Annotated in this window: 15 protein-coding genes and 2 other annotated features; of the genes, 4 read left to right on the forward strand and 11 right to left on the reverse strand. The window is 40.4% G+C overall.

Going from position 1 to position 21,218, the window contains the following annotated elements; translation table 11 throughout:
* Nucleotides 1-11: 11 nt before the first annotated feature.
* The 6 genes from metG to OCV88_RS15795 all read right to left on the reverse strand — a co-directional run bounded on the left by metG (nt 12) and on the right by OCV88_RS15795 (nt 8,018).
* Nucleotides 12-1,985, reverse strand: a complete 1,974-nt coding sequence (metG, locus tag OCV88_RS15770; RefSeq protein ID WP_158426403.1) for a methionine--tRNA ligase — start codon at nt 1,983-1,985, stop codon at nt 12-14.
* 225 nt (nt 1,986-2,210) lie between these two features.
* Nucleotides 2,211-2,472 (reverse strand) — a binding site (T-box leader).
* Nucleotides 2,473-2,503: 31 nt separating this feature from the next.
* Nucleotides 2,504-2,641: a hypothetical protein gene (locus OCV88_RS15775; RefSeq protein ID WP_262591499.1), complete on the reverse strand. Its 138-nt coding sequence runs from the start codon at nt 2,639-2,641 to the stop codon at nt 2,504-2,506.
* Nucleotides 2,642-2,658: 17 nt separating this feature from the next.
* Nucleotides 2,659-3,837 (reverse strand): MFS transporter, encoded by a 1,179-nt coding sequence (locus OCV88_RS15780; RefSeq protein WP_158426404.1) that lies wholly within the window; start codon nt 3,835-3,837, stop codon nt 2,659-2,661.
* On the reverse strand, nt 3,834-5,165 hold the full coding sequence (locus OCV88_RS15785) for an MFS transporter (RefSeq protein WP_158426405.1): 1,332 nt from the start codon (nt 5,163-5,165) through the stop codon (nt 3,834-3,836). Before OCV88_RS15785 ends, OCV88_RS15780 begins: the two co-directional genes overlap by 4 nt.
* Nucleotides 5,166-5,204: 39 nt before the next feature.
* Nucleotides 5,205-6,449 carry a uroporphyrinogen decarboxylase family protein gene (locus OCV88_RS15790; protein WP_158426406.1) on the reverse strand — a complete coding sequence of 415 codons (1,245 nt, stop codon included), beginning with the start codon at nt 6,447-6,449 and terminating at the stop codon, nt 5,205-5,207.
* A gap of 159 nt (nt 6,450-6,608) precedes the next feature.
* Nucleotides 6,609-8,018: a sigma-54 interaction domain-containing protein gene (locus OCV88_RS15795; protein ID WP_158426407.1), complete on the reverse strand. Its 1,410-nt coding sequence runs from the start codon at nt 8,016-8,018 to the stop codon at nt 6,609-6,611.
* A 202-nt stretch (nt 8,019-8,220) separates the two neighbouring features.
* Here OCV88_RS15795 and OCV88_RS15800 point away from each other — a divergent pair, with 202 nt between their 5' ends.
* The 3 genes from OCV88_RS15800 (at nt 8,221) to OCV88_RS15810 (ending at nt 10,958) form a co-directional block, all read left to right on the forward strand.
* The gene (locus tag OCV88_RS15800) at nt 8,221-9,048 is read left to right on the forward strand and encodes a DAPG hydrolase family protein (RefSeq protein WP_158426408.1); all 828 of its coding nucleotides are present in this window, start codon (nt 8,221-8,223) and stop codon (nt 9,046-9,048) included.
* A 51-nt stretch (nt 9,049-9,099) separates the two neighbouring features.
* A complete protein-coding gene (locus OCV88_RS15805) occupies nt 9,100-9,867 on the forward strand; it encodes a hypothetical protein (RefSeq protein WP_158426409.1) in 768 nt (255 codons plus the stop codon).
* A gap of 332 nt (nt 9,868-10,199) precedes the next feature.
* A complete protein-coding gene (locus OCV88_RS15810) occupies nt 10,200-10,958 on the forward strand; it encodes an EFR1 family ferrodoxin (protein WP_158426410.1) in 759 nt (252 codons plus the stop codon).
* 3 nt (nt 10,959-10,961) lie between these two features.
* Here OCV88_RS15810 and OCV88_RS15815 read toward each other — a convergent pair whose 3' ends face one another.
* Nucleotides 10,962-11,537, reverse strand: a complete 576-nt coding sequence (locus OCV88_RS15815; protein ID WP_158426411.1) for a manganese efflux pump MntP — start codon at nt 11,535-11,537, stop codon at nt 10,962-10,964.
* Between the two features lie 208 nt (nt 11,538-11,745).
* Nucleotides 11,746-11,993: a binding site (T-box leader), on the forward strand.
* A gap of 175 nt (nt 11,994-12,168) precedes the next feature.
* On the opposite strand from OCV88_RS15815, the gene tyrS reads away from it, so the two are divergent.
* A complete protein-coding gene (gene tyrS / locus OCV88_RS15820) occupies nt 12,169-13,392 on the forward strand; it encodes a tyrosine--tRNA ligase (protein WP_158426412.1) in 1,224 nt (407 codons plus the stop codon).
* A gap of 199 nt (nt 13,393-13,591) precedes the next feature.
* On the opposite strand, the gene OCV88_RS15825 is transcribed toward tyrS, so the two are convergent.
* The 4 genes from OCV88_RS15825 to OCV88_RS15840 all read right to left on the reverse strand — a co-directional run bounded on the left by OCV88_RS15825 (nt 13,592) and on the right by OCV88_RS15840 (nt 21,218).
* Entirely contained in the window at nt 13,592-14,668 is a 1,077-nt protein-coding gene (locus tag OCV88_RS15825; protein ID WP_158426413.1) for a hypothetical protein, read from the reverse strand.
* Nucleotides 14,669-14,984: 316 nt separating this feature from the next.
* The gene (locus tag OCV88_RS15830; RefSeq protein ID WP_158426414.1) at nt 14,985-15,842 is read right to left on the reverse strand and encodes a hypothetical protein; all 858 of its coding nucleotides are present in this window, start codon (nt 15,840-15,842) and stop codon (nt 14,985-14,987) included.
* Nucleotides 15,826-19,254: a hypothetical protein gene (locus OCV88_RS15835; RefSeq protein ID WP_158426415.1), complete on the reverse strand. Its 3,429-nt coding sequence runs from the start codon at nt 19,252-19,254 to the stop codon at nt 15,826-15,828. The genes OCV88_RS15830 and OCV88_RS15835 overlap by 17 nt, the downstream gene beginning before the upstream one ends.
* Nucleotides 19,251-21,218, reverse strand: a complete 1,968-nt coding sequence (locus OCV88_RS15840; protein WP_158426416.1) for a hypothetical protein — start codon at nt 21,216-21,218, stop codon at nt 19,251-19,253. The genes OCV88_RS15835 and OCV88_RS15840 overlap by 4 nt, the downstream gene beginning before the upstream one ends.

Raw genomic sequence — 21,218 nt, forward strand, 5'->3', positions numbered from 1 at the left:
ATGTCTCCCTTTTAAGCAATTTCCGCGCCTGACGGCATATCCTTCTCCGGTGTCATTACTGCCAGATTTCCGTTTTCATCTTCCGCGCACAAAATCATTCCTTCTGAAAGAACGCCAGCCAGCTTCGCTGGTTTTAAGTTCACTAAAACCATAACCTTTTTACCTACCATTTCTTCTGCAGAATAGTATTTTTTGATTCCGGAAACAATTTGTTTGACCTGAGATCCTATTTTTACCTGTGAACATAACAGCTTTTTCGATTTTTTCACTTCTTCACAGGCGATAATTTCACCTACCTGAAACTGCATTTTCATAAAATCATCATATTCAATTTCGTCTTTTGGCTCAATATCAATTACTGTTTCATCTGTCTCTTTAACAGCTTCTGCTTCCTTCTGCTCCTTTGGATGGCGCTCCTCTACTCTTTTTAAAACTTCCTCAATGTCCTGACGGGCAAATAAGATCTCCGGTTTTTCTGTGACTTTTGTACCGCTTTCATAAAGACCAAAGGTACTTAATTCCTCAAAATCTCTGTCTCTTCCATTCAGCTGTGTAAAAATCTTTTCCGATGTTTCCGGCATAAAACTCTTTAGCAACGATGTGCCAATACAAATACTCTCTACCAGATTATATAAAACAGTAGCCAGACGCTCCTGCTTTGTTTCATCCTTTGCCAGTGCCCATGGCATTGTCTCATCAATATATTTATTACAGCGTTTAAATAATGCAAATACTTCTGTAATAGCATCTGCTACTCTTAAATGCTCCATTTTTTCTGCTACGCAGTCGACAGTACCTGTTACTACAGATTTCAATTCTTCATCCACAGGTTCAGATACCTGTTTATCCGTCACAATCCCGCCAAAATATTTATTACTCATGGATATGGTGCGGTTTACCAGATTTCCCAGAGTATTGGCCAGATCTGAGTTCATACGCTCTACCATCAGCTCCCAGGAAATAATTCCATCATTGTCAAAAGGCATCTCATGCAGAACAAAATAGCGCACGGCGTCCACCCCAAAAAACTCAACCAGTTCATCTGCATACAGCACATTTCCCTTTGATTTACTCATCTTACCGTCACCCTGAAGCAGCCATGGATGCCCAAATACCTGTTTTGGAAGCGGCAGATCCAGTGCCATCAAAAAGATCGGCCAGTAAATTGTATGGAATCTGATAATATCTTTTCCAATCAAATGCAGATCTGCCGGCCAGTTCTTATTGAACAATTCCGATGAATTACCATCCGCATCATATCCGATTTTTGTAATATAGTTGGTCAGCGCATCCAGCCAGACATATACCACATGTTTTGGTTCAAAATCCACGGGGATTCCCCAGGTAAATGACGTACGGGATACACACAGATCCTGCAGACCCGGCAAAAGGAAATTATTCATCATCTCATTCTTTCTGGAAACGGGCTGAATAAATTCCGGATGGGTATTGATATGCTCAATGAGACGATCCGCATATTTACTCATTTTAAAGAAATATGCCTCTTCCTTGGCCGGCTGCACTTCTCTTCCGCAGTCCGGACACTTGCCGTCCACTAACTGAGACTCTGTAAAAAAGGACTCGCATGGGGTACAGTACATACCTTCATAATGTCCTTTATAAATGTCGCCTTTCTCATACAGTTTTTTAAAAATCTTCTGTACCTGTTTCTCGTGATCCTCATCAGTAGTACGAATAAAATTATCATAGGATGTATTCATCATATCCCAGATACCCTTAATTTCTCCGGCAACCTGATCTACAAATTCCTTTGGCGTAATACCCTGCTCCTGGGCTTTCAGCTCAATTTTCTGTCCGTGTTCATCTGAACCGGTTTGAAAATATACGTCGTATCCTTCCTGTCTTTTGTAACGGGCAATGGCATCTGCCAGAACAATCTCATAGGTATTCCCGATATGTGGCTTGCCGGATGTGTAGGCAATAGCCGTTGTCATATAATATTTTCCTTTACATGTTTTGCACATAATAATTCCTCCTCGTCTATATTTTTGGGCATATTGTGCCTCTATAAAAAAGAATCCTGCCACGGTAGGACTCTCCGCCTGCGGCAGGTTGCGCAAGCAGCATGATTTCACTCTGCCGCAGTGCGATCCACTGCGGAGCGTTTTTTTGCTCTATAGGAATCGGTACTTTTCAGCTTTATCACAACATGGTATTTCCTATAGAGAAATAAAAAATCTCCCGTCCTATAAAAGGACGAGAGAACTGTTCCCGTGTTACCACCTTTGTTCGCTTCAGCCTCACAGCTAAAGCCTCCTTGAGTATCCTAAAATACCCGGCGCTGTAACAGGCGCTCCTGTCAGAACTTATCCTTTTACTCCTCCTGGAATATAAAGGTTCAGTCCCGCCGCTCCAAAGCCATCTTCCATCTGTCATCCCTTCGCTTTTCTCAGCATTTTAAGCGTCTCTGTAAATTTCCGGCAGATGTACTCTCTTCTTCACTGCGTTTTATCGTATATAGAGAAATCGTATCACAGCAAAATTAAAAAGTCAAGGAAGGCGGTCGTTCCCCCATAGGAGAAACAAACATCATTTCATAATCATTAAACCAGCAGGGCACAAATTCCGGTATTCCCCCCTTTAAAGCTGTTAATGCATTTTCTTTTATATTTATCGTCATCTTATTTTTCTCCTTCATTATGCCGCAGCTTTTCTGGCCTCCACACGGTTTACCATTCTATGTACATATGCAATGAAGAAAATAATTCCGGCAGCTATGGGAATTAACATAAATAAAAACATTCCCTGATACCCAAAAACTCCTGCCAGTATTCCTGCAACCTGTGCCCATACAACCTGTGCAAGATTATGTCCAATCTGATGTGTGGAATTAGCCTGGCCAACTCTGTCTGCCGGCGCACGAAGTACGGATATCGACATAATCGCCGCCTGCGTCCCATTATAACCGACTCCCCAGCAGACAGAAGCCAGAATAACAATACCAAGCCCCGGAGCCTTGGCAATGCAGATCACAGAAATAACCAGCAGCGCCACACAACAGTAAAACATTTTATTAATTCCGATCTTTGTAATAATGCCCGACATGAAAAATCTTGCAAATACATTAATAACTGCCCCAACTGTCCAAAACAGCGCCGCTTTTTCAATCCCTCTTTCCAAAAGGCTTACCGTCGCATAGGTCTGACCAATAAAGACGATCTGAAGAATTAAAAAAGAAAGAATAAATCCTGGCAGGGCAGTTTTTTCAAAACCAAAGGCTTTTCTTTTGGGGGCATCCGGATTATTTACCGGTTTTGACGTATTCAATAGAAATATAACTGCCCCGGCAACAGATAACACAGCGCAGGCAATAAACATTGTTCTAAAACCAAATTTTGCAAAAATAGCGGTCCCGGTCTGAGGTCCTGTAAAATATGATAACGCCGGTCCCAAACCATAAAGTGTCATAGCTACAGAACGAATTTCCGGCCGTACAGATGCTGCTGCAATAGACAGAGCCGCATTGATTACGAACCCAAATCCTGCCATCTGTATACATCTTGCAATTGTAATAGAAGCAAATCCTGTGCTCTGCATATATAGAATAAATCCAAGTGCCAGCAGAACCGCCCCCACAGCTCCGCATAATCCATGACGCATTTTATCACACAAAATTCCAAGCAGAGGATAAAGCACCACAACTACAATACCCGCAATAGCTACTACTGTTCCGAACCGCGCCTGTTCAAGGCCAAGAACGCCTACCGCATAAGCTGCTGAATTCGTATTCACCGCCATCTGTGCAGTCCCGCATATAATCATCGCTATTATCATAAGTATAAAATTTTTTCTTAATACTTCTTTCCAGACTTTCATTTTTCTCCTCCTGATTCTTCTGTTATCTGTTTATTAAATATTTCATTTACATTCTGTAATGCCTCTGTATCATTCGCTCCAATCATTTTTTCTGAGACAGCTGTGACTATTATAAAACAGACAACTGTACAAATAATACTGAATACATATAGTCCATCTCTTCCCCATGGTGACCGCAAAAATATAGATACTACCAGGAAGCTGGAGCTGCTGACAGCCATAACAACGGGTGCTATAAGGCGGTTAGCTGCTGCAAAATCCCAGCGCCCAAATACAGTTCCCACCATAGATGGCTGTAAATTAGCAATTCCACCTACACATCCCATCATCCCACAGGCACTGATCCAGATTAAAACCGTACTTTGCTTATGAAAAAGACTTATTGCATACATGGCAAGAACTCCAAGTGCATATATCTGACTGGCTTTTTTAGTTCCCAGTTTTAAGTCCAAAAAGCCAAAAAACCAGCTTCCCGCCAGCGCCGCTGCACCTGCTATCTGAAGCACATGTACCCCAAATTCCTGAGAATACCCCAACGATACACAACGAAGCACAATCTGGCTGACATAGGCCACTGCAGCCATCCAAAGCAGCCCCCATCCAATGCTGATCTGCCACATCTGTTTTGTACGCAGCAATTTTTTCATTGTATAACTGTTCTGATATCGTTTCATTACATGAGTATTTTTAATTAGCTCCTCCAAACCGTTCGGGTTATTATCAGGACAGGTCCCGGCTGCTTCTGGTGTATTTTTTATAAATAGTCTGGCAAACAACGCAATCAGTACCAATACACATCCAAATAATATCATGGTAGCCTCTGACCCTATTCTGTGTATAACAGCCGGAATATAGGGCGACCAGACAATATCAGCCAGTATGATTCCCATTGTGGCCCAGCCAAGAACAATACCTTTCGTTCGTGGAAACCAGTTGTTCAAAAGAGCTGCATTTCCGGCCTGCTGGTAAGCGCATGACATGACTCTGTTTAAGATAATAGTAAAAACAAATACCCCAAAAATTCTTGTTGTCCCATAAAGGGCAAGACTTGCTCCGCCAATTAAAAGACCACATATTATTACAAACCGCGGTCCTTTCTTTACTACGAGCTGTCCAAAAAACACTGTTGCCACAGCGCCAATATAACCCCCATAACTCATAAATGGCAAAAGATCTTCATATTTCCATCCCCGTATTTCTGCAATCATGGGCAGAATCGTATTTGTAGTCCCGGCATTTACACAAGCACAGATTAAAAACAGCACCCCGCCAAAAAGTATAATCACCAATTGTTTTTTCCCTAGCCATTCTGGTTTTTTTACTGTCATTTTTCTGTTCCTCTCCCGCTTTATCCGCTTGAAATTTTATTACTTACTTCCATAAGTTAAAACTGTATCCATCGCCGCCTCTAAAAGTTCGGGTTTTGCCCTGTCCATCCCTCCATCTGTGGAGAAAATATACCCGCCGCCACTGGCACAGTTATCAATTAAATACTTACATGTATTAATTACCTCTTCTTTTGTCCCATGTTCTAACAAATAGGAAGGAAAGCCTCCTTCAATACAGGCTGTATTTCCAAGAATTCTCTTTACTTCTTTCATATTACAATCTTCAATATGTATCACCGTCTTTCCCTTTGGAACCTCTTTTAAATATTCCAGACGGCTGTCATACTTTCCTTCTGTAAAGATATAAGGAACCATATCACAGGCAACAATTTCTTCTATTACTTCCAGCAAATCTTTCCAGTAATATTTTGCATACTGCTCATCTGACATAAAGCCATCCATACCTTTATGCAGCGCAATAAATACCCATTGACCTTTTAAAAACTTTCCCTGTTCACGAATCATTTCTTTCATAATTTTTAAATTTTGTCTGCAGTAAGATAAAATGATGTCCTCATTGTCATATAAATCCGTCAGTGAATCCAGCGTTCCCCGATATATATCGCTGTATCTGTCAAAAGGTACCGCTGCACCGCCTTTATCCAGAACCGGATATCCCATGTTCTCAACCATGTTCTCAATCTCTTTCAGTTTCCCCTTACGTTTCTGTATTAACTCTTCAATTTCCCAGAACTTTCGAATCATCTTTTTTGATTCCGGTGTACTTAATGTGGAAATTACATTTGTCAGACCATTAAATGTTGGATTAATCCTGTTAAATTTCCATTGTTCCATTCCCTCAAACAAAGCTGCCACTCTGGAAAAACCTTTAGTTATCAACCAGCCGGAGAAATCTGTACAAAACTCCTCCATTTCCTCTTCATTCAGCAAGGGATATTCTAGGAACTGGTGGATACTGTCATCATCCACCCGGTGATCCGGTCCACCGGCCCAGGCCAGATTTTTCATACCAAGCTGCTCCCATACAGGTCCCATTCCCACATTATTATTGGCTATCTGAAGCAGCATATCCGGATTATAGTCTGTGACAAACTTTGCAAAGGCATGTCTTGCTTTGTCCATATCATATACAATATCTTTCATAGAGTATCCTGCATGATATGCCAGATAGCCCTGACAAAAAGGCGCCCAGGGTACCCTGTCAGATTCTTTCAAATCAATAGCATCCTGTATTCTCTTTAATCGTTTTTCATAAGTTGACATCTTTCTCCTCCTGTAGTCAAATGATACTTTATATTCTTGCAAATCACATGCCAATATTTCATTTATTTTTTTTTATAAAAAAAGAGTATACCCGCCGGAGAATTTCTTCTCTTTTTGACATACTCTTTCCTTTTCATGAAATATCAAAACTTCAAACCATTAATTTGTTATACCATAATTTCTCATTTTACTGTAAAGGGTATTCCTGGTAATTCCAAGTTCTTTTGCCGTTTTCAACACATTTCCCTCATTAGCCCTTAATCGCTTCTGAATATGTGCTTTTTCTACTGATTTTAATGAATAATCTTCTGGCTTTAACTGTTCCTGACTGTCGAAATTTTGAAAAGCTTCTCTTTCATTTTTTATATCGACTGCCGCTCCTGATCCGATTTTAAAATAATCTTCCAGTACAGCACCGGTTACAGTTTCGTTTGGATAGAGAACAGTCAGCCTTGTAATTAGATGTTTTAACTGCCTTACATTTCCCGGCCAGGAATACAAAAGCAGATTATCTTTAGCAGTCTCTTCCAGCGAAAACCGTGAACCACATTCTTTCATAAAATGCTCTGTTAAAAGGGGAATATCTTCCTTTCGTTCTCTCAAGGGAGGAATATGAATCTCCAGCATGGCCAGCCGGTAATATAAATCCATTCTAAATTTATTTTCAGCACACATAGCCGCCAGATTTTTATTGGTGGTTGCAATAATATCAGCCTGTAAAGGATATACCTTGTCACCGCCTACACGTTCAAACTCTCTTTCCTCCAACACACGAAGGAGTTTGCTTTGCAGCGCAATATCCATGTCTCCAATCTCATCCAGCAGAATCGTACCGTCAGCAGCCTGCTCAAACTTACCTGCTTTTGCGCTTACTGCTCCTGTAAATGCACCTTTTTCATATCCAAATAATTCTGCCTCTATCAGATTATCCGGTATCGCTGTACAATTGATTTTTACAAAGGGCTTTGATCGGTATTTCGTCCGTTCCGAATGAATCGCTCCTGCCAGAATTTCCTTCCCACATCCGGTTTCCCCGATAATCAATATGGAATAATCCGACTTTGCCGCAAGCCGGCACTGCTGGATTACCTTCTTCGCGGCATCCCCTGTTCCCAAAAAATCCTCAAAACGATACCTGCTGAGTACACGGGACAACGTATGATACATTTCTTTATCCTTTGTAGTTCTCCCAAGCTTTGCCACCATATCTTTCAGCATAACAATATCCTGTATAGTAATCGTACACAATACCCCGATCACTTCCTCGTCCTCAAATACGGGAATCATATTACTCAGTGTTCTATGCCCTTTAATATGGACCAGCTTATCCATAGATGCTCTGCCAGTTCGCAGAGTCTCCTCAACTGCAGCTCTAGAATCCTCCGACTGAATAGGATGGTTCAGCCTTTTTTCTGTATTTGGCTCCCACAAATGTCTGGTCTGGCTGCTGGCATACAGCACCAGCCCATTCTCATCTACCAAAATAGAAGGATTGGGAAGTGCATCCATCATATGATCCAGCATTCCACCCCTTGTATGAATTTCTTTCCGGGTTAAATTTAATTTCATTTTAATCCCCTTTTCATCTTTTTCTACAATTCTTCTTGTTTAATTATTACACATGTAATGTTAATTTTCTATACATATGTTTAATTTTTTATCACTATCTGCAAATTATTTTAACCCAACCAAATTCTTTTCAGCTATAAAATTATGGCATGATTTTTGCTTTATATATGATTATCAAAAAATGGAAAGAAGGTATTTTTATATGAATTTAAAACGGGAACTGACCTCTGCAGAAAAAAAGAAACCATATGCAAAATTTTACTTTCAGGACTTACCCGAACCAGATCCAGCCATCATTGATATTTATAAAAGAGGGCCTATGGACTGGAAAGATGCACTTGATCCGGAAAATGTTAATGCTCTGTTAGAGCCCGGATATCATAAAACAGAAACCGGATACTGTCAGATGCCGGATGGTACAGCCTATATTACCTCCTTATACAAAATGCCCGGAGTTACATTGGATATGATTAACTGGTGGTTTGCCTGGCACGCACTGGAAGATCTTCGTTATATGATCTGGTATCCAGGCGCTCACTTTTCTATTTACGTAACAGAAGAAGGGCGCAGAAAAATACTGGATCCCAAGATTCCCCCTGAAGAAAAACACATGAACATTACCCATTCTGTCTGTGAAGATATTATGGGACTTGGCCAGATCCCAAGCCCTCATACAATTCCCTTTGTAGATATGGAAACCCTTGGATTCGACCGGGAACTATACAGGAAAACACCTGGTATTACAGTTATGGGAGCTGTCTCAGATCCCAATGACAGTACTTTAATTCCTGAGCGCCACCGTATTTTGCTGCATTATTTTCGTGAGACAGAAAATGGAGTAGAACTCAGAAGCAGAACCTGGCGGGGCTGCACACTAGTTAACGGAAAAAAAGTTAAAATGATTCCGGATGGGGAAAAAATGGCTGTCGGAAATATTGTCAAACTTACAGAACACTCTTCCAGAGAATACGCAAACCTGGCCAGAATTCTTCCGGAACTCTATGAAATGACAGAAGGAAAATATGAATGATTACTTCCCAATTTATTTCTTAAAATACTGAAAAATGAAAGGATATAAAAAATGAAACAGACTTATACCGCAAATTCCGGTCAGACGTTTACACCGGAGCTGGAATCTGTGTTTACACAAACAGTTCCTTACACAAAAGCCCCTGATCTTCCATCAAAAGAAGGCGGATATCAATTTCATAAGAAATGGCAGGACAGCGACTATATTATGATTGGAAATGACGAAGTAAAATTTTTAGAAGATGTTACTCCACAGATGATCGACTGGTTCTTCGCGAATATGGAAAAAGCGTATTATCTCTGGGCTCCGGGAGAACATCTTGGTTTTCAATGGGAAGCTGCACCAAATGAAGTAGGGTACGAAGGCTCCACCGAATATATTTTTGAAACCAACCATTTCCTTCCGGTCCATATGAAACGAATTGGAATGGAAAACTACCCTTTTACCGAATGTGCGCAGCATTGCTGGATTGCTGATGGTACATTTGGCGATACCGGATATGGAATGCGTCTGATACATATGTATGAACAGATGGAAGGCGGTACCAAATGGATTACTATTAAACTGGCAAAAAAATCTGAGCTGGCATGGATACAAAATTACCGTTCGAAAGCTGATCCCAAGAAAACTCTGGAGCATAACGAATATGAGGCCGGCCGTTTCCGTGATTTTTTACCAGCTATATATGATCTCTGGAAAGATCATCCAAATCCTTACCAGAATATCACGTTTGATCTACGCACCTGTAAAAATTCTGACGGTACCTGGTCCCATGTTTCTGATAACAAACCTATAATATCTCATATCAACAGCAAGTAGTATCCTTTATTTTGCTGCTGTATATTGCCCTCATCCCTCAGGCCCCTGATTACAACATCTCAGGGGCCTGACACGTCGTATTTCCGATTATTCTGTATTTATTACATCCATTTTTCATACCATTCATCTCTGTCCTTTTTATTTACGACAAACTATGACAAACATCTTTATATTTTATGCTATAATGTATCCTGTCAGGTCAAATTGGAAAACTATTCTGCAATTTCCTGATTTGGTCTGACAGGATAAGAACAAAATCATTAACTTCTCCCGGCACATTAAATATCCGGCAGATAGATTTTGAACTATCCATACATAAGGAGGTTTACGTTATGATTTTATATTTTACAGGAACCGGCAACAGCCGGTATACCGCACAATACCTGGCCAAACTGATGGACGATGAAATTGTATGTATTAATGATTATCTCAAACAGAATAAGACAAAAGAAACTTTTACATCTCAGCGTCCTTTTGTTTTTGTTACACCAGTTTATGCATGGCGGATACCAAAGATTATTACGGATTTTATTAAAACCAGCACATTTACTGGCACCAGAAAAATTTATTTTATAATTACCTGTGGGGAAAGTATTGGAAATGCAGAAAAGTACCTGCTAAGACTCTGCAGGGAAAAGCATCTTCATTATATGGGCTGCATGGCAATACAAATGCCGGAAAATTATCTGGTGATGTTTAAAACCCCAACAGCCTCTGAATCTGCAAAAATTATTCAAAATGCTAAATTTCCTATTGAAAAAGCTGCAGATGCCATCAAAAGTGAAAGCACATTCCCCACAAAACAGCCTTCTTTTGCAGGCAGACTAGAAAGCGGTATCGTAAATGATATGTTTTATACATTTATGGTAAAAGCTAAAGGATTTTATGCAACAGATCAATGTATTCAGTGTAAAAAATGTGAATCTGTCTGTCCGTTAAATAACGTTTCCTGCGCCAAGGGACAACCCTCCTGGGGAAACCGCTGCACCCACTGCATGGCATGTATCTGCTGCTGTCCTGTACAGGCTATCGAATATAAAAAATCTTCCATTGGAAAAAACAGATATTATAACACCCTTACTATTGAATAATATTCATTGGAAAATATGTAAGTGTTCCAGAAGAATCTTCAAGCCTATGATAATAAGGATTGCGCCCCCGGCAATTTCTGCTTTCTTCTGGAATCTGCTTCCAAATAGGTTTCCAATAAACACACCAAATATACATATTACAAAAGTCACCAGACCAATGATACTTGCCGCCGGTAAAATAGACACCTGTAAAAACGCAAAGGTTACTCCGACTGCAAGAGCATCAATACTGGTTGCAATGGCAAGCAAAAACAGCTCTTTCACATTTAATACACTCTCCTGTTTCTCTGCACAGCCATCATCATGATCTCTCACCGCCTCAAGAACCGCCTTTGCCCCAAGACAGACAAGCAGAGCAAATGCAATCCAGTGATCTACAGATTCAATATAGGACTGAAATTGTTTTCCCAGCAGCCAGCCGGCAAATGGCATAACAGCCTGAAATCCACCAAAAAATAGTGCAATAATAAAGCAATGCAGTTTATTTACCCTTTTCATTCCAAGACCCTTGCAGATAGATACGGCAAATGCATCCATTGCAAGTCCAATCCCAATGAAAAGTAATTCCAAATACGACATTTTTATCCTCCTGTATCTTCAAAGTTTTTTTACTATACGGTTATCAAGAAAAAAAGTCAAGAACTTTTCCAAAATATATATCAGGCTGTAAAAAATTTTCTACACCCTGACACCGTTAGGCATTCCCAACAAATTTCTGTAATAGTTCAGAATTATTTGACAAACCAAATTTTATCAACTATAATACGCCTATCTGAAGAGAATAAAGTACAAGGCATTGATTGAAACAAGTATGTATCCGTGAAACAAACAGAAAGCTGCCGGCTGATGAGAGGCGCATGGGAAACTGATACAGAATACCTTCAGGAGCTTCGCACCGAACAATTTTTTAGTAGGCTGCGACGGAGCTGCATCCGTTAACATGCATAGGTATTGCAGGATACCTGACAAGGCCGTCAATGTGAGTTGCCGGCGAATTAAGGTGGTAACACGGGATTATGAACTCTCGTCCTTTTTGGGACAAGGGTTCTTTTTTATACAATAGAAACCTTATTTCTTATTGTACAAAAAGGCTCCATAGGAGATGTTCACTTCCATGAAGATGAAAGGTGCCGCAGGCAGCCGCTCTACTGCCGGATATACTAAAACATATTCTTTATTCTTTTACCAAAAATAGGAGGAGAAAAATAACATGACAGTTTATGAAGAATTAGTTGCCCGGGGACTTATTGCCCAGGTAACAGACGAAGAAGAAATTAAAGAATTAATAAATACCGGAAAAGCTGTTTTTTATATCGGTTTTGACCCTACTGCAGACAGTCTCCATGTAGGACATTTTATGGCGCTGTGTCTGATGAAACGTCTTCAGATGGCTGGCAATAAGCCAATTGCACTAATCGGGGGCGGCACCGGTATGATCGGCGATCCATCCGGACGAAGCGATATGCGTCAGATGATGACAGTAGAAACCATTCAGCACAACTGCGACTGCTTTAAAAAACAGATGGAACGCTTTATTGATTTTTCAAATGATAAAGCTATGATGGTAAACAATGCTGACTGGCTCATGGACTTAAATTATATTGAAGTACTCCGCGAAGTGGGACCTCATTTTTCTGTAAATCGTATGCTGACCGCAGAATGCTACAAACAGCGTATGGAAAAAGGATTAAGCTTCCTAGAGTTTAACTACATGATTATGCAGAGCTATGACTTTTATGCATTATATCAGAGATACGGCTGCAATATGCAGTTTGGCGGCGACGACCAGTGGTCAAACATGCTGGGCGGTACGGAACTGATCCGGCGAAAACTGGGTAAAGACGCATACGCCATGACAATTACACTGCTTTTAAATTCCGAAGGAAAGAAAATGGGAAAAACCCAGTCCGGCGCTGTGTGGCTTGATCCGGAAAAAACTTCACCCTTTGACTTTTATCAGTACTGGAGAAATGTTGCAGACGCCGATGTATTAAAATGTCTGCGTATGCTGACATTCCTTCCTCTGGAGCAGATTGATGAAATGGATCACTGGGAAGGCAGTCAGTTAAACACAGCAAAAGAAATTCTGGCATTTGAGCTGACAAAACTGGTTCACGGCGAAGAAGAAGCTGCCAAAGCACAGGAAAACTCCCGGGCCTTATTTACCGGCGGAAATGCAGAAAATATGCCAACTGCCGAAATTACAGAATCAGATTTAAGAGACGGAAAAATTGATATTATGGGTATCTTAGTGGCTTCAGAGCTTTGCACCAGCCGTTCTGAAGCACGACGGGCAGTACAGCAGGGCGGCGTTTCCGTAAACGGTGAAAAAGTAACAGACATCGCTGCCGCTTACACACCGGAAGATATCAATAAAGAAGATTTCGTACTCCGCAGGGGAAAGAAAAAATATAAAAAAATAATTTTCAAATAAAATCTGTTCAAGTCTCGCTCTTGCGAGACTTGGTGCGCGATTAGGGTCAGCTTTGCTGACAACATTCCATTCCGAATCGCTGCACCTCCTGGCAGAGCGTATATCAGCAGCCAACGTAAAAGATCCTCACTGATCAGACTTAATGTCCAACCGGTGAGGATCTTTACTAATGTACAATTCTTCTCCCTGACTTATTTTCTTAAACTCCGGAAGGCTCCAGAATATGTTCATATCCTTCTTCTATTCTTGGACCTGCAAATATATGCTCCCCGCTCTTTCTGTCAACCAGTTCTGCATCACCATATATTTCCTGATGACCTCCTGTGATATATGTATCAGTCCATTCCTGAGGCGGATTGTACGAATCAGCAGTGCGGTCCAGGGTATTACGCTTCAGAGAATAAATATAATTTTCAAATACCGCAATATCCTGTTCATGATTTATCACTGTAATCAGGATCTCATCTTTATGAATCAGCACCTGATATTGTTCCCGGTATGTTCCTGTGATTTCAGAAAGACTGCATACCTTACGTTCCCCTGAACGTTCAAAATCCTCACTGATATAAATATCTCCATCACTGTAGTATACAGGGAATTTGTTCTCTATAAAACCATATAACGTATCTTCTTCCTGTGCATCCGAATCCTGCCATTTATATTCTGTTACATTCCCGTTTTCGGGATTCCAGGTTCTAAATACCTTGCCTTCTTCTACCAGAAATCCAACACTGCCATTATATGCAAAAAGTTCTTCATATCCTTTATCCATATCCGTTTTCAGAACTTTTTGCTCCTTTGTTCCATCAAGACAGTAAGCCTTTACAATAAAATCTTTCTCATATTCCGTCCAGTACATCCAGTCACCAATGATCAGAAGTCTGTCCACAGAAGAATTTTCCATATCAGAAAATACTTCCTCCTGTCCGCTGTTCTTTAAAATCCGGCTGATTTTGTGGTCCGTATTAATAAAGTAGATATCATCCTGATACAAATTAACCCATCCTGCATAATTGGGGGAAAGAAGAGTTATACTTTGATCTGTCTTAACACGACTCATATCCATGCAGTACAATCCCCGATACTCTTTATATTCTTTTCCATCCACCACATCAGAAAAATAAAGCTGATTACCATTCCAGGTATACCACTGACTGCTGTATGATCTGCCCAGCCCTTCATATGGTTCCATATGATTTGTTTTAGAACATATGATTAATAACGCCAGCACCACTAAAATTATAAATACCACTGCACCTTGCATCAGTCTCTTCATATAGACCTCCCTATAAATTAAAATGTTGTTGATTTAAAACGTTACAGCCGCATTTTACAGGACCTGCCTTTGAAAATGATAAACTAATTATCAGGATTCCTTTGTTAATATTTTAGGGGAACAAAAAATATTTATCAATGCATATTCTATATTCCTAAATATATATTAAGAAATGGGAACCTTTATTGAATATAAAACTAAGCTAAACGCAATACCCAAAAAAGAGTTATTGCATCATAGACCAGCCACAATCTATTACACAATAACTCTTTTTAATTTGGATTATTTTATGTTCTGTTATACTTTTCCGCTATAACTATAACGGCGCCTTACTATTACAAAACGGTGTTTCTGCACCGATTTCTGTACCGTAAGTTAAAGGATAGCGCATCCGGTATTTAATAAAACCTCTGCCATACTCATCATCCCGATGCAGAGTGATAATCTCCTGACGTTTTGCGTATGCGATCTCATTAATATAAAGCAAATACTGAATTTCCACCCATTTCGCCATTCCTTCATATATTTCCAGCTGATTTCTGGCTCCATACTGTCTGACAAGCAGCTTATCATTCCAGTTTACATACTGCCAGATATGAGTCAGCTCATGGGCCATTGTGGCCACTGCGGCAATTTTAGGGGAACCATTTTCAATATACAATGAAAAACCGTTTTTATCTCTTCTTGCAAATCCAAGCACTCTTGGATCAAATCCCGGAGACGGCACCAGCCTCATTCCTGTCATTTTAGCTATTTTACTTGCATTTACCATTCGAACAGTCACAGGTATATTCAGATTGATACCAAAAAACGCTTCCATATTCTGATGCACTTTTTTGTACAGGGCAACAAACTGTTCCTGAGTCCGAAGCGCAGAAGAAGCGCATTGCAGACATCTTTCCAGTCCACTGTCCAGCACCTCATATTCCACACCGGTAATAACAGCCGCACAGAAATCACAGTAATGAACCCCTTCTCTATCTGGAAGATAATTATCTTCTATATGCAGAGCATTTTCCTCGCTTTTTCTGGCCTGTTCCAGTGGATTAGAGCCAAGACCAAAACCATCCAGATAAGCAATTGTGCCGCCTACATCAATAGAAGATGGTTCCTGTACGCCTCCAAAAAACAGAAAATTGTGTTTCTGATATGGTGTTTTATTCTCTTCCATCATCTTCACCTTCCTTTTCTGCCTGTGGATCTGTTATCTGAGTAACTTCCTGATCCTGTATCAGCTCCTGCTCTTCTACAACAGATTCTTCTTCTGGCTCTTGTCTCATTTTTTCATGATCTCTTTCTGAATCTGTTTCTTCCGGACTATCCTCCTGGTTCGATTCCTCTGCTCCGGTCTCACCCTCTGAGTTTGACTCCTCTGCATCAGTCTCATCTTCCGGTTTTAATTCCTCTGCTTCGGTCTCATTTTCCGGATTTGATTCTTCCGTTCCAGCCTCAGTCTCCTGTTCAGCTTCTTCTGTTATCTCCGGTTCTTCCTTTTCTGTTTCCGCCTCTTCATCTTTCTTTCTATCCTTCTTTGAAGGTTCCAACGCTTCAGGAACAATTGATTTTTTACGGAAACGTTTAAAGAACAGCTTCACTTTCTCCCAGAACGTATATTTTCTCTGATCTTCAAATACAATCTCAGGCTGTATTTTCTGAGAAACTTCCTGTTCAGGTACTTCATTCATTTTTCCCCTATGCCAGGTTAGATATTCCATGACAAATTCCAGATAACGTTTGATATTTCGTTCTATAGATACCAGCAATCCAAGATCTATTTCACTGTCTTCTATAAAGTAAATAAAATCATCTTCTACATCCGATTCCAGATGGCTTAATAATCCTGAAAGCTTTTCATCCTCTTCTTCCCAGTAGGTAGACATCACATGAATATACGGATAGGTATCCGGATAAATTGAACGAAACATTTCTGATAATACAGTACAAATGGTATTTCTTATTTTTCCGGAAGAGCCCGGAAGCTGAATTTTTAAAATACTCTTATTATGATATCTGCGCACCGGTATCCCATTGATGCTTACAAACTCTGCATGTTCCAGATTATCACAGGCATTCATCTGATAATATCCATGTGTCCGAATCTCAATATCGCTGTACCCCTGTATAATACGGATACTATTAATGGATTTTTCTGTTCCCATTTTTTCATCCGGTATATAATTGGAAAGCCGTACACTCCGTTTCTGACGGTAGTAAATACGATTCACTATATGATCAGCAGCTCTTCGCACCACAACGCCGTTTTGTCCCGTAATATTCATAACCTCATAATACTTGCCTGCATATGAGAAAAACTGTCCCGGAAGAAGAACCTGAAATACATGCCCGTATAATTTAGAAGCGATATAATGCTTATGTCCCTCTTCATCCTCAGCAACATAATAAGCATTTTTCAATCCCTGCATATATGTCTGCATAGCCTCGCTTCTTCCCAGAGTATAATATTTCATATTGACTGTCCTTAAGTGATCATCCGACAGCTCTTCTTTATACAGTACCTTCAAAGCCAGAACCTCTTCTGAACAGTGTTTATGGAACAAATCCTGCAGGGTACTGTACACATCAGATGACTCAATGCCAGCCAGACGCAGTTCTGTTACAATATCCCGCTCTTTTACAGCCTCTTCTGACATCAGCATCAGCAGACGAAGCAGCACGTTTCGCTCTGTTCTTGCATAATCAGGAACAATGGAAGGAATTGCTTTCGCATCACTCTGAAAAGTTGATACATGATCCAGCATGTAATCCCTTAAAAGATACTCTTCAGATATAATATTTATCACGCCTTCTTCTGCTGCCCTGGTTCCAAACAGACGCATGGCCTCAAACAGATTTCGAAATTCATCTTCTACAATCAGAAATTTTGTTTTACTTCTGTCACACTGCCACAGATTCGGCTGAAATTCAAAATGTTCATAAATACTTTCCTGGCTCATGGGCAGCTGCGTATACTTACAGAAATTCTGATAATACTGACCCAGGAACCATTTCATATCACTAACCGGAAATTTTTCACTGCTTAACCAGGTTACTTTTGAAACCTGACTGCGTATCGCTGCCGCGCCAATCTCCGAGCCAACTCCCAGATATCTGGAGATATTGGGCATAATTTTGTGATGCATATAAGGACCGTCAGCCTGCCAATAGATCTCTGATGTTCTTCCCAAAGCTGCTTCCGAAGCAGAAACTTCCGTGATACTTACTTTCAGCAGATGAGACAGTGCATCTACAATACCATCACTGTTTCTGTCACAGGCACAATAAACTGCCGGTACTTTCCTGCCACAACGGTTCAGCAGCAGATGCAGTCCCAGCTGGCCTGACGCCATAACCCGTGACGGTTCAATAAGAAACACCATACTGACCTGGGCCAGCTCTTTTTCCTGCTGCTTTTGCAAGGCCAGATTATGAATTTCTGAAAACTGCATAATACCTACATCCCAGTTTTCAGAATCTTCATTTAATACTTCTGTTTTCCAGAAATTCGAAATATTAAAATATGTAAAAAAGCTCTCATCCAGCCACTGTTTTAAATCCCCTTCCAGGGCATCTCTGCCTGCCACAATCAAAATTTTTCTATGAGCCAGAAGATACCTGGTAAAAACAAAGATCAGGTAATCCGTCAAATCCCTGTAAAATGGATTATAAATTAATACACTTTTTCCTGCGCCAAGATCCAGACAGCTTTTCACATAATGCATATCAATATTTTTTCCCTGGAGCTTTAACTTCTGAAAATAATTTCCGGCATTCTTAAGATTTCTGTCTGTGGACTCCATCATTTCTTCCAGATTTCCAAAGGTAGACACTTCATTTTCTGAGTGGTCCACATAGCGGTCATAAATGATTCTGTCTCCAAACAGATTTTTTAATACAGTACGCAAACCGCTGTAATTGTAAATCCGATAAGACTTCTCATCCTCTCCCAGAATATCTTCGATAAATTCTGTCTTGGTTACACCATTCAGATAAAAAGCAATCTCCCCGATAATCAGAATACCAAAAACCGGATAAAATGCATTACGAAATGCCAGTCCACTGGCACGTGACTGCATAATAATTACAAGAATACAGGAGATTGCAAGGGCCATATAAAAGAAAAAAGTAAAGTAGCTTCTTAAATCCCTCCATTTATTTCGGATAGCCCAGATACCTATTTCTTCCTCATACTGATAAAACGTACCACTGGTATTTTCCATCAGAGCGGTCCGGTTTCCCCATACGCTGTTAAGAATGGCCAAAAGGATTTTCTTCAAAATCAGATAGATAATCAACAGCAGATAATTGGTAAAGTAAAACATACCGCTTCCCAAATGAACACGGCTCAGCAAATCCTTTACCGGTTCAAAAGGAATCACCGTAATCAGAAAATCCAGGAAATGTTCAAATCCCGTCTGAATCCACCCGAATGCTGCTGCCATAACGATACAGTACACAGCTGCAATAACAGGCATTAAAAACTGCCTTCCTCTGTAAGGCCGCTTTAGATTTACCCTGACCAAAAGCAGACACAATAATACAAAAGGAATAATTGCCAGAAGGTTTAGAAGAATTCTCAAAATCATCATGCTTCCTCCCCTCCTCTTTCATAAATTTCCTCACGTACGATATGAAGTTTTGTAACAAACTCATAGGGAGCCGTTAAAATATCGCCGCTTCCATTAATGGATATATTCTGTTCCACAGGATTTGTCTTCATATAATAGATCGGACACTCTGTGGGCATCATATCAAAATCATAATACTCCTCTGAGGCGGAAATAGGCTCTCTTTTTATCTTCAGATCATAAGCTGCACACCACATAGCCATCTGCTCTAAAGTCTCATTCATAGCGTATTTATGCATACGCAGCAGCGCCCGGTGGGATTTTACCGAATCCGAATTATCCTTTGTTCCCTGGATCACAGACTGAGCTTTCATATAAGTACAGATCAAAGATAGATATTCTTCAAAGGTACTGGCAGCCCGGTTAATCCCCGCAACAATCCTCGAAGTCAGAAGATTAAAACTGTGTATGGCCTTTTTCACTCTGCTTCGAAACACAAACAGCACAAGAAATCCAACTGCCGCCAGACATGCTGCAGAAATAACCGCCAGCTGAAGGCTCTTTAAAAATGTAGGTATCCCATCTGAAGCAGCATGGATTAAATATGGAAGAAATCCGCAGAAAAACAGTATTGCTGCGGATAAGCCGGCAATAACTGTAACTTTTCTTGTCATGCGGCCTTCGATTACCTCTTCCACATTTTTATTTACACTCTGCATCTCTTCTTCATAAGCATTCAGGTCCACAATACGCATGGTTTCCGCAGACATAATATCCTCTTCTAACTGATAAACGGATTCCTGGAGCTCCTCAAGCTGTATCTGATCTAGCTCATATTCCAGATCATAGAAGCTGTCTTCTGCTTTTCTTGTGTATTCAGCGGCACGGTCAATGGCCCGCCGGGGTTCTTTTACATAATTTGCAAGATACTTTTTTATATCCTTATATTCATTTTTCCAGAGCTCATCTTCACGTTGAGGACAGTCTTTAGCGAATCCTATCTCTCTTGTTTCTATATAAGCACTTTTTTCATCGTGATTTTCAAAAATAACCGGAACCGGCTGCAGCTGCAGGATTTCTTCATCCGGATCAATGTTCTGCTCCGGCAGTATTTTCAGCGCAGATTCTACTGTTTCCTTAGCCTGGCAGATACGGGAATAGTGATGCATAAACTCTTCCCGCATTTTTTCCTTATCAAACTCACAGGTAATCCGATACAGACGGTACGCCTGAATATTGCTGGCCGGAATCTTATTTCTGGCAAGAGTCAGCACCGTCATCCAAAACTGAAACAATTCTTTACAATACAGTTCATTGTAGATATCTGATACGTCAAAACACATAAAACGGCAGACTTCCGGATAATTATTTCTAAGCCAGAATCTGGAGCTTTCTGTTTCTAACTTACTTGTCCAGATTTCCTTTAAATCCTTTTTATTCAGCTTCCTGCGTCTTCTGCGGATGGATATAATCCAAAGATCTTTTGGTTTCCACAATAATTCATTATATTTTTCTTTCAGAACTGCATGTTTTTTCTGCAGCTCTTTGGAATAATCCATGGTTTCATACTCCACCACATCCCTTTGATCACGCTCTTCTACTGGTTTCTCTACAATATCGTAAACCCCCAGATCCGGATATCCTGCCAGGTGATGGGTCAGTCTGATCAGTGGAATAGGGCTGTCTTCCACCAGAGGAACTTCACGTCCATAGTTGCACGCATAATCATACGGATTGTATTCGTCAAAGATCTCATTTCCATCGGCATCCTCAAAATGTCCGGGGTCATGGAGTATAATAGCTCTCCAGTTATGATCCCCATCTACAGCTTTTGAAAGGTCCGGCAGAGCCGTGTCCAAATCCGGACCTTCCTCATTCCAGTCGCAAAAGCTGATCTCTCCATCTTCCAGGAACGGTATATACAGATTTTTGTAATCACGAAACAATTGCGTCATTTTTTCATTGGCTATAATTACCGTATGCAA

This window comes from Brotonthovivens ammoniilytica (genome assembly GCF_025566885.1).
Lineage (GTDB): Bacteria > Bacillota > Clostridia > Lachnospirales > Lachnospiraceae > Brotonthovivens > Brotonthovivens ammoniilytica.

Bases quoted from the DNA above. Each gene is read 5' to 3' on its own strand.
- metG (WP_158426403.1), bottom strand. From the start codon at position 1,985: ATGTGCAAAACATGTAAAGGAAAATATTATATGACAACGGCTATTGCC.
- OCV88_RS15775 (WP_262591499.1), bottom strand. From the start codon at position 2,641: ATGACGATAAATATAAAAGAAAATGCATTAACAGCTTTAAAGGGGGGA.
- OCV88_RS15780 (WP_158426404.1), bottom strand. From the start codon at position 3,837: ATGAAAGTCTGGAAAGAAGTATTAAGAAAAAATTTTATACTTATGATA.
- OCV88_RS15785 (WP_158426405.1), bottom strand. From the start codon at position 5,165: ATGACAGTAAAAAAACCAGAATGGCTAGGGAAAAAACAATTGGTGATT.
- OCV88_RS15790 (WP_158426406.1), bottom strand. From the start codon at position 6,449: ATGTCAACTTATGAAAAACGATTAAAGAGAATACAGGATGCTATTGAT.
- OCV88_RS15795 (WP_158426407.1), bottom strand. From the start codon at position 8,018: ATGAAATTAAATTTAACCCGGAAAGAAATTCATACAAGGGGTGGAATG.
- OCV88_RS15800 (WP_158426408.1), top strand. From the start codon at position 8,221: ATGAATTTAAAACGGGAACTGACCTCTGCAGAAAAAAAGAAACCATAT.
- OCV88_RS15805 (WP_158426409.1), top strand. From the start codon at position 9,100: ATGAAACAGACTTATACCGCAAATTCCGGTCAGACGTTTACACCGGAG.
- OCV88_RS15810 (WP_158426410.1), top strand. From the start codon at position 10,200: ATGATTTTATATTTTACAGGAACCGGCAACAGCCGGTATACCGCACAA.
- OCV88_RS15815 (WP_158426411.1), bottom strand. From the start codon at position 11,537: ATGTCGTATTTGGAATTACTTTTCATTGGGATTGGACTTGCAATGGAT.
- tyrS (WP_158426412.1), top strand. From the start codon at position 12,169: ATGACAGTTTATGAAGAATTAGTTGCCCGGGGACTTATTGCCCAGGTA.
- OCV88_RS15825 (WP_158426413.1), bottom strand. From the start codon at position 14,668: ATGAAGAGACTGATGCAAGGTGCAGTGGTATTTATAATTTTAGTGGTG.
- OCV88_RS15830 (WP_158426414.1), bottom strand. From the start codon at position 15,842: ATGATGGAAGAGAATAAAACACCATATCAGAAACACAATTTTCTGTTT.
- OCV88_RS15835 (WP_158426415.1), bottom strand. From the start codon at position 19,254: ATGATGATTTTGAGAATTCTTCTAAACCTTCTGGCAATTATTCCTTTT.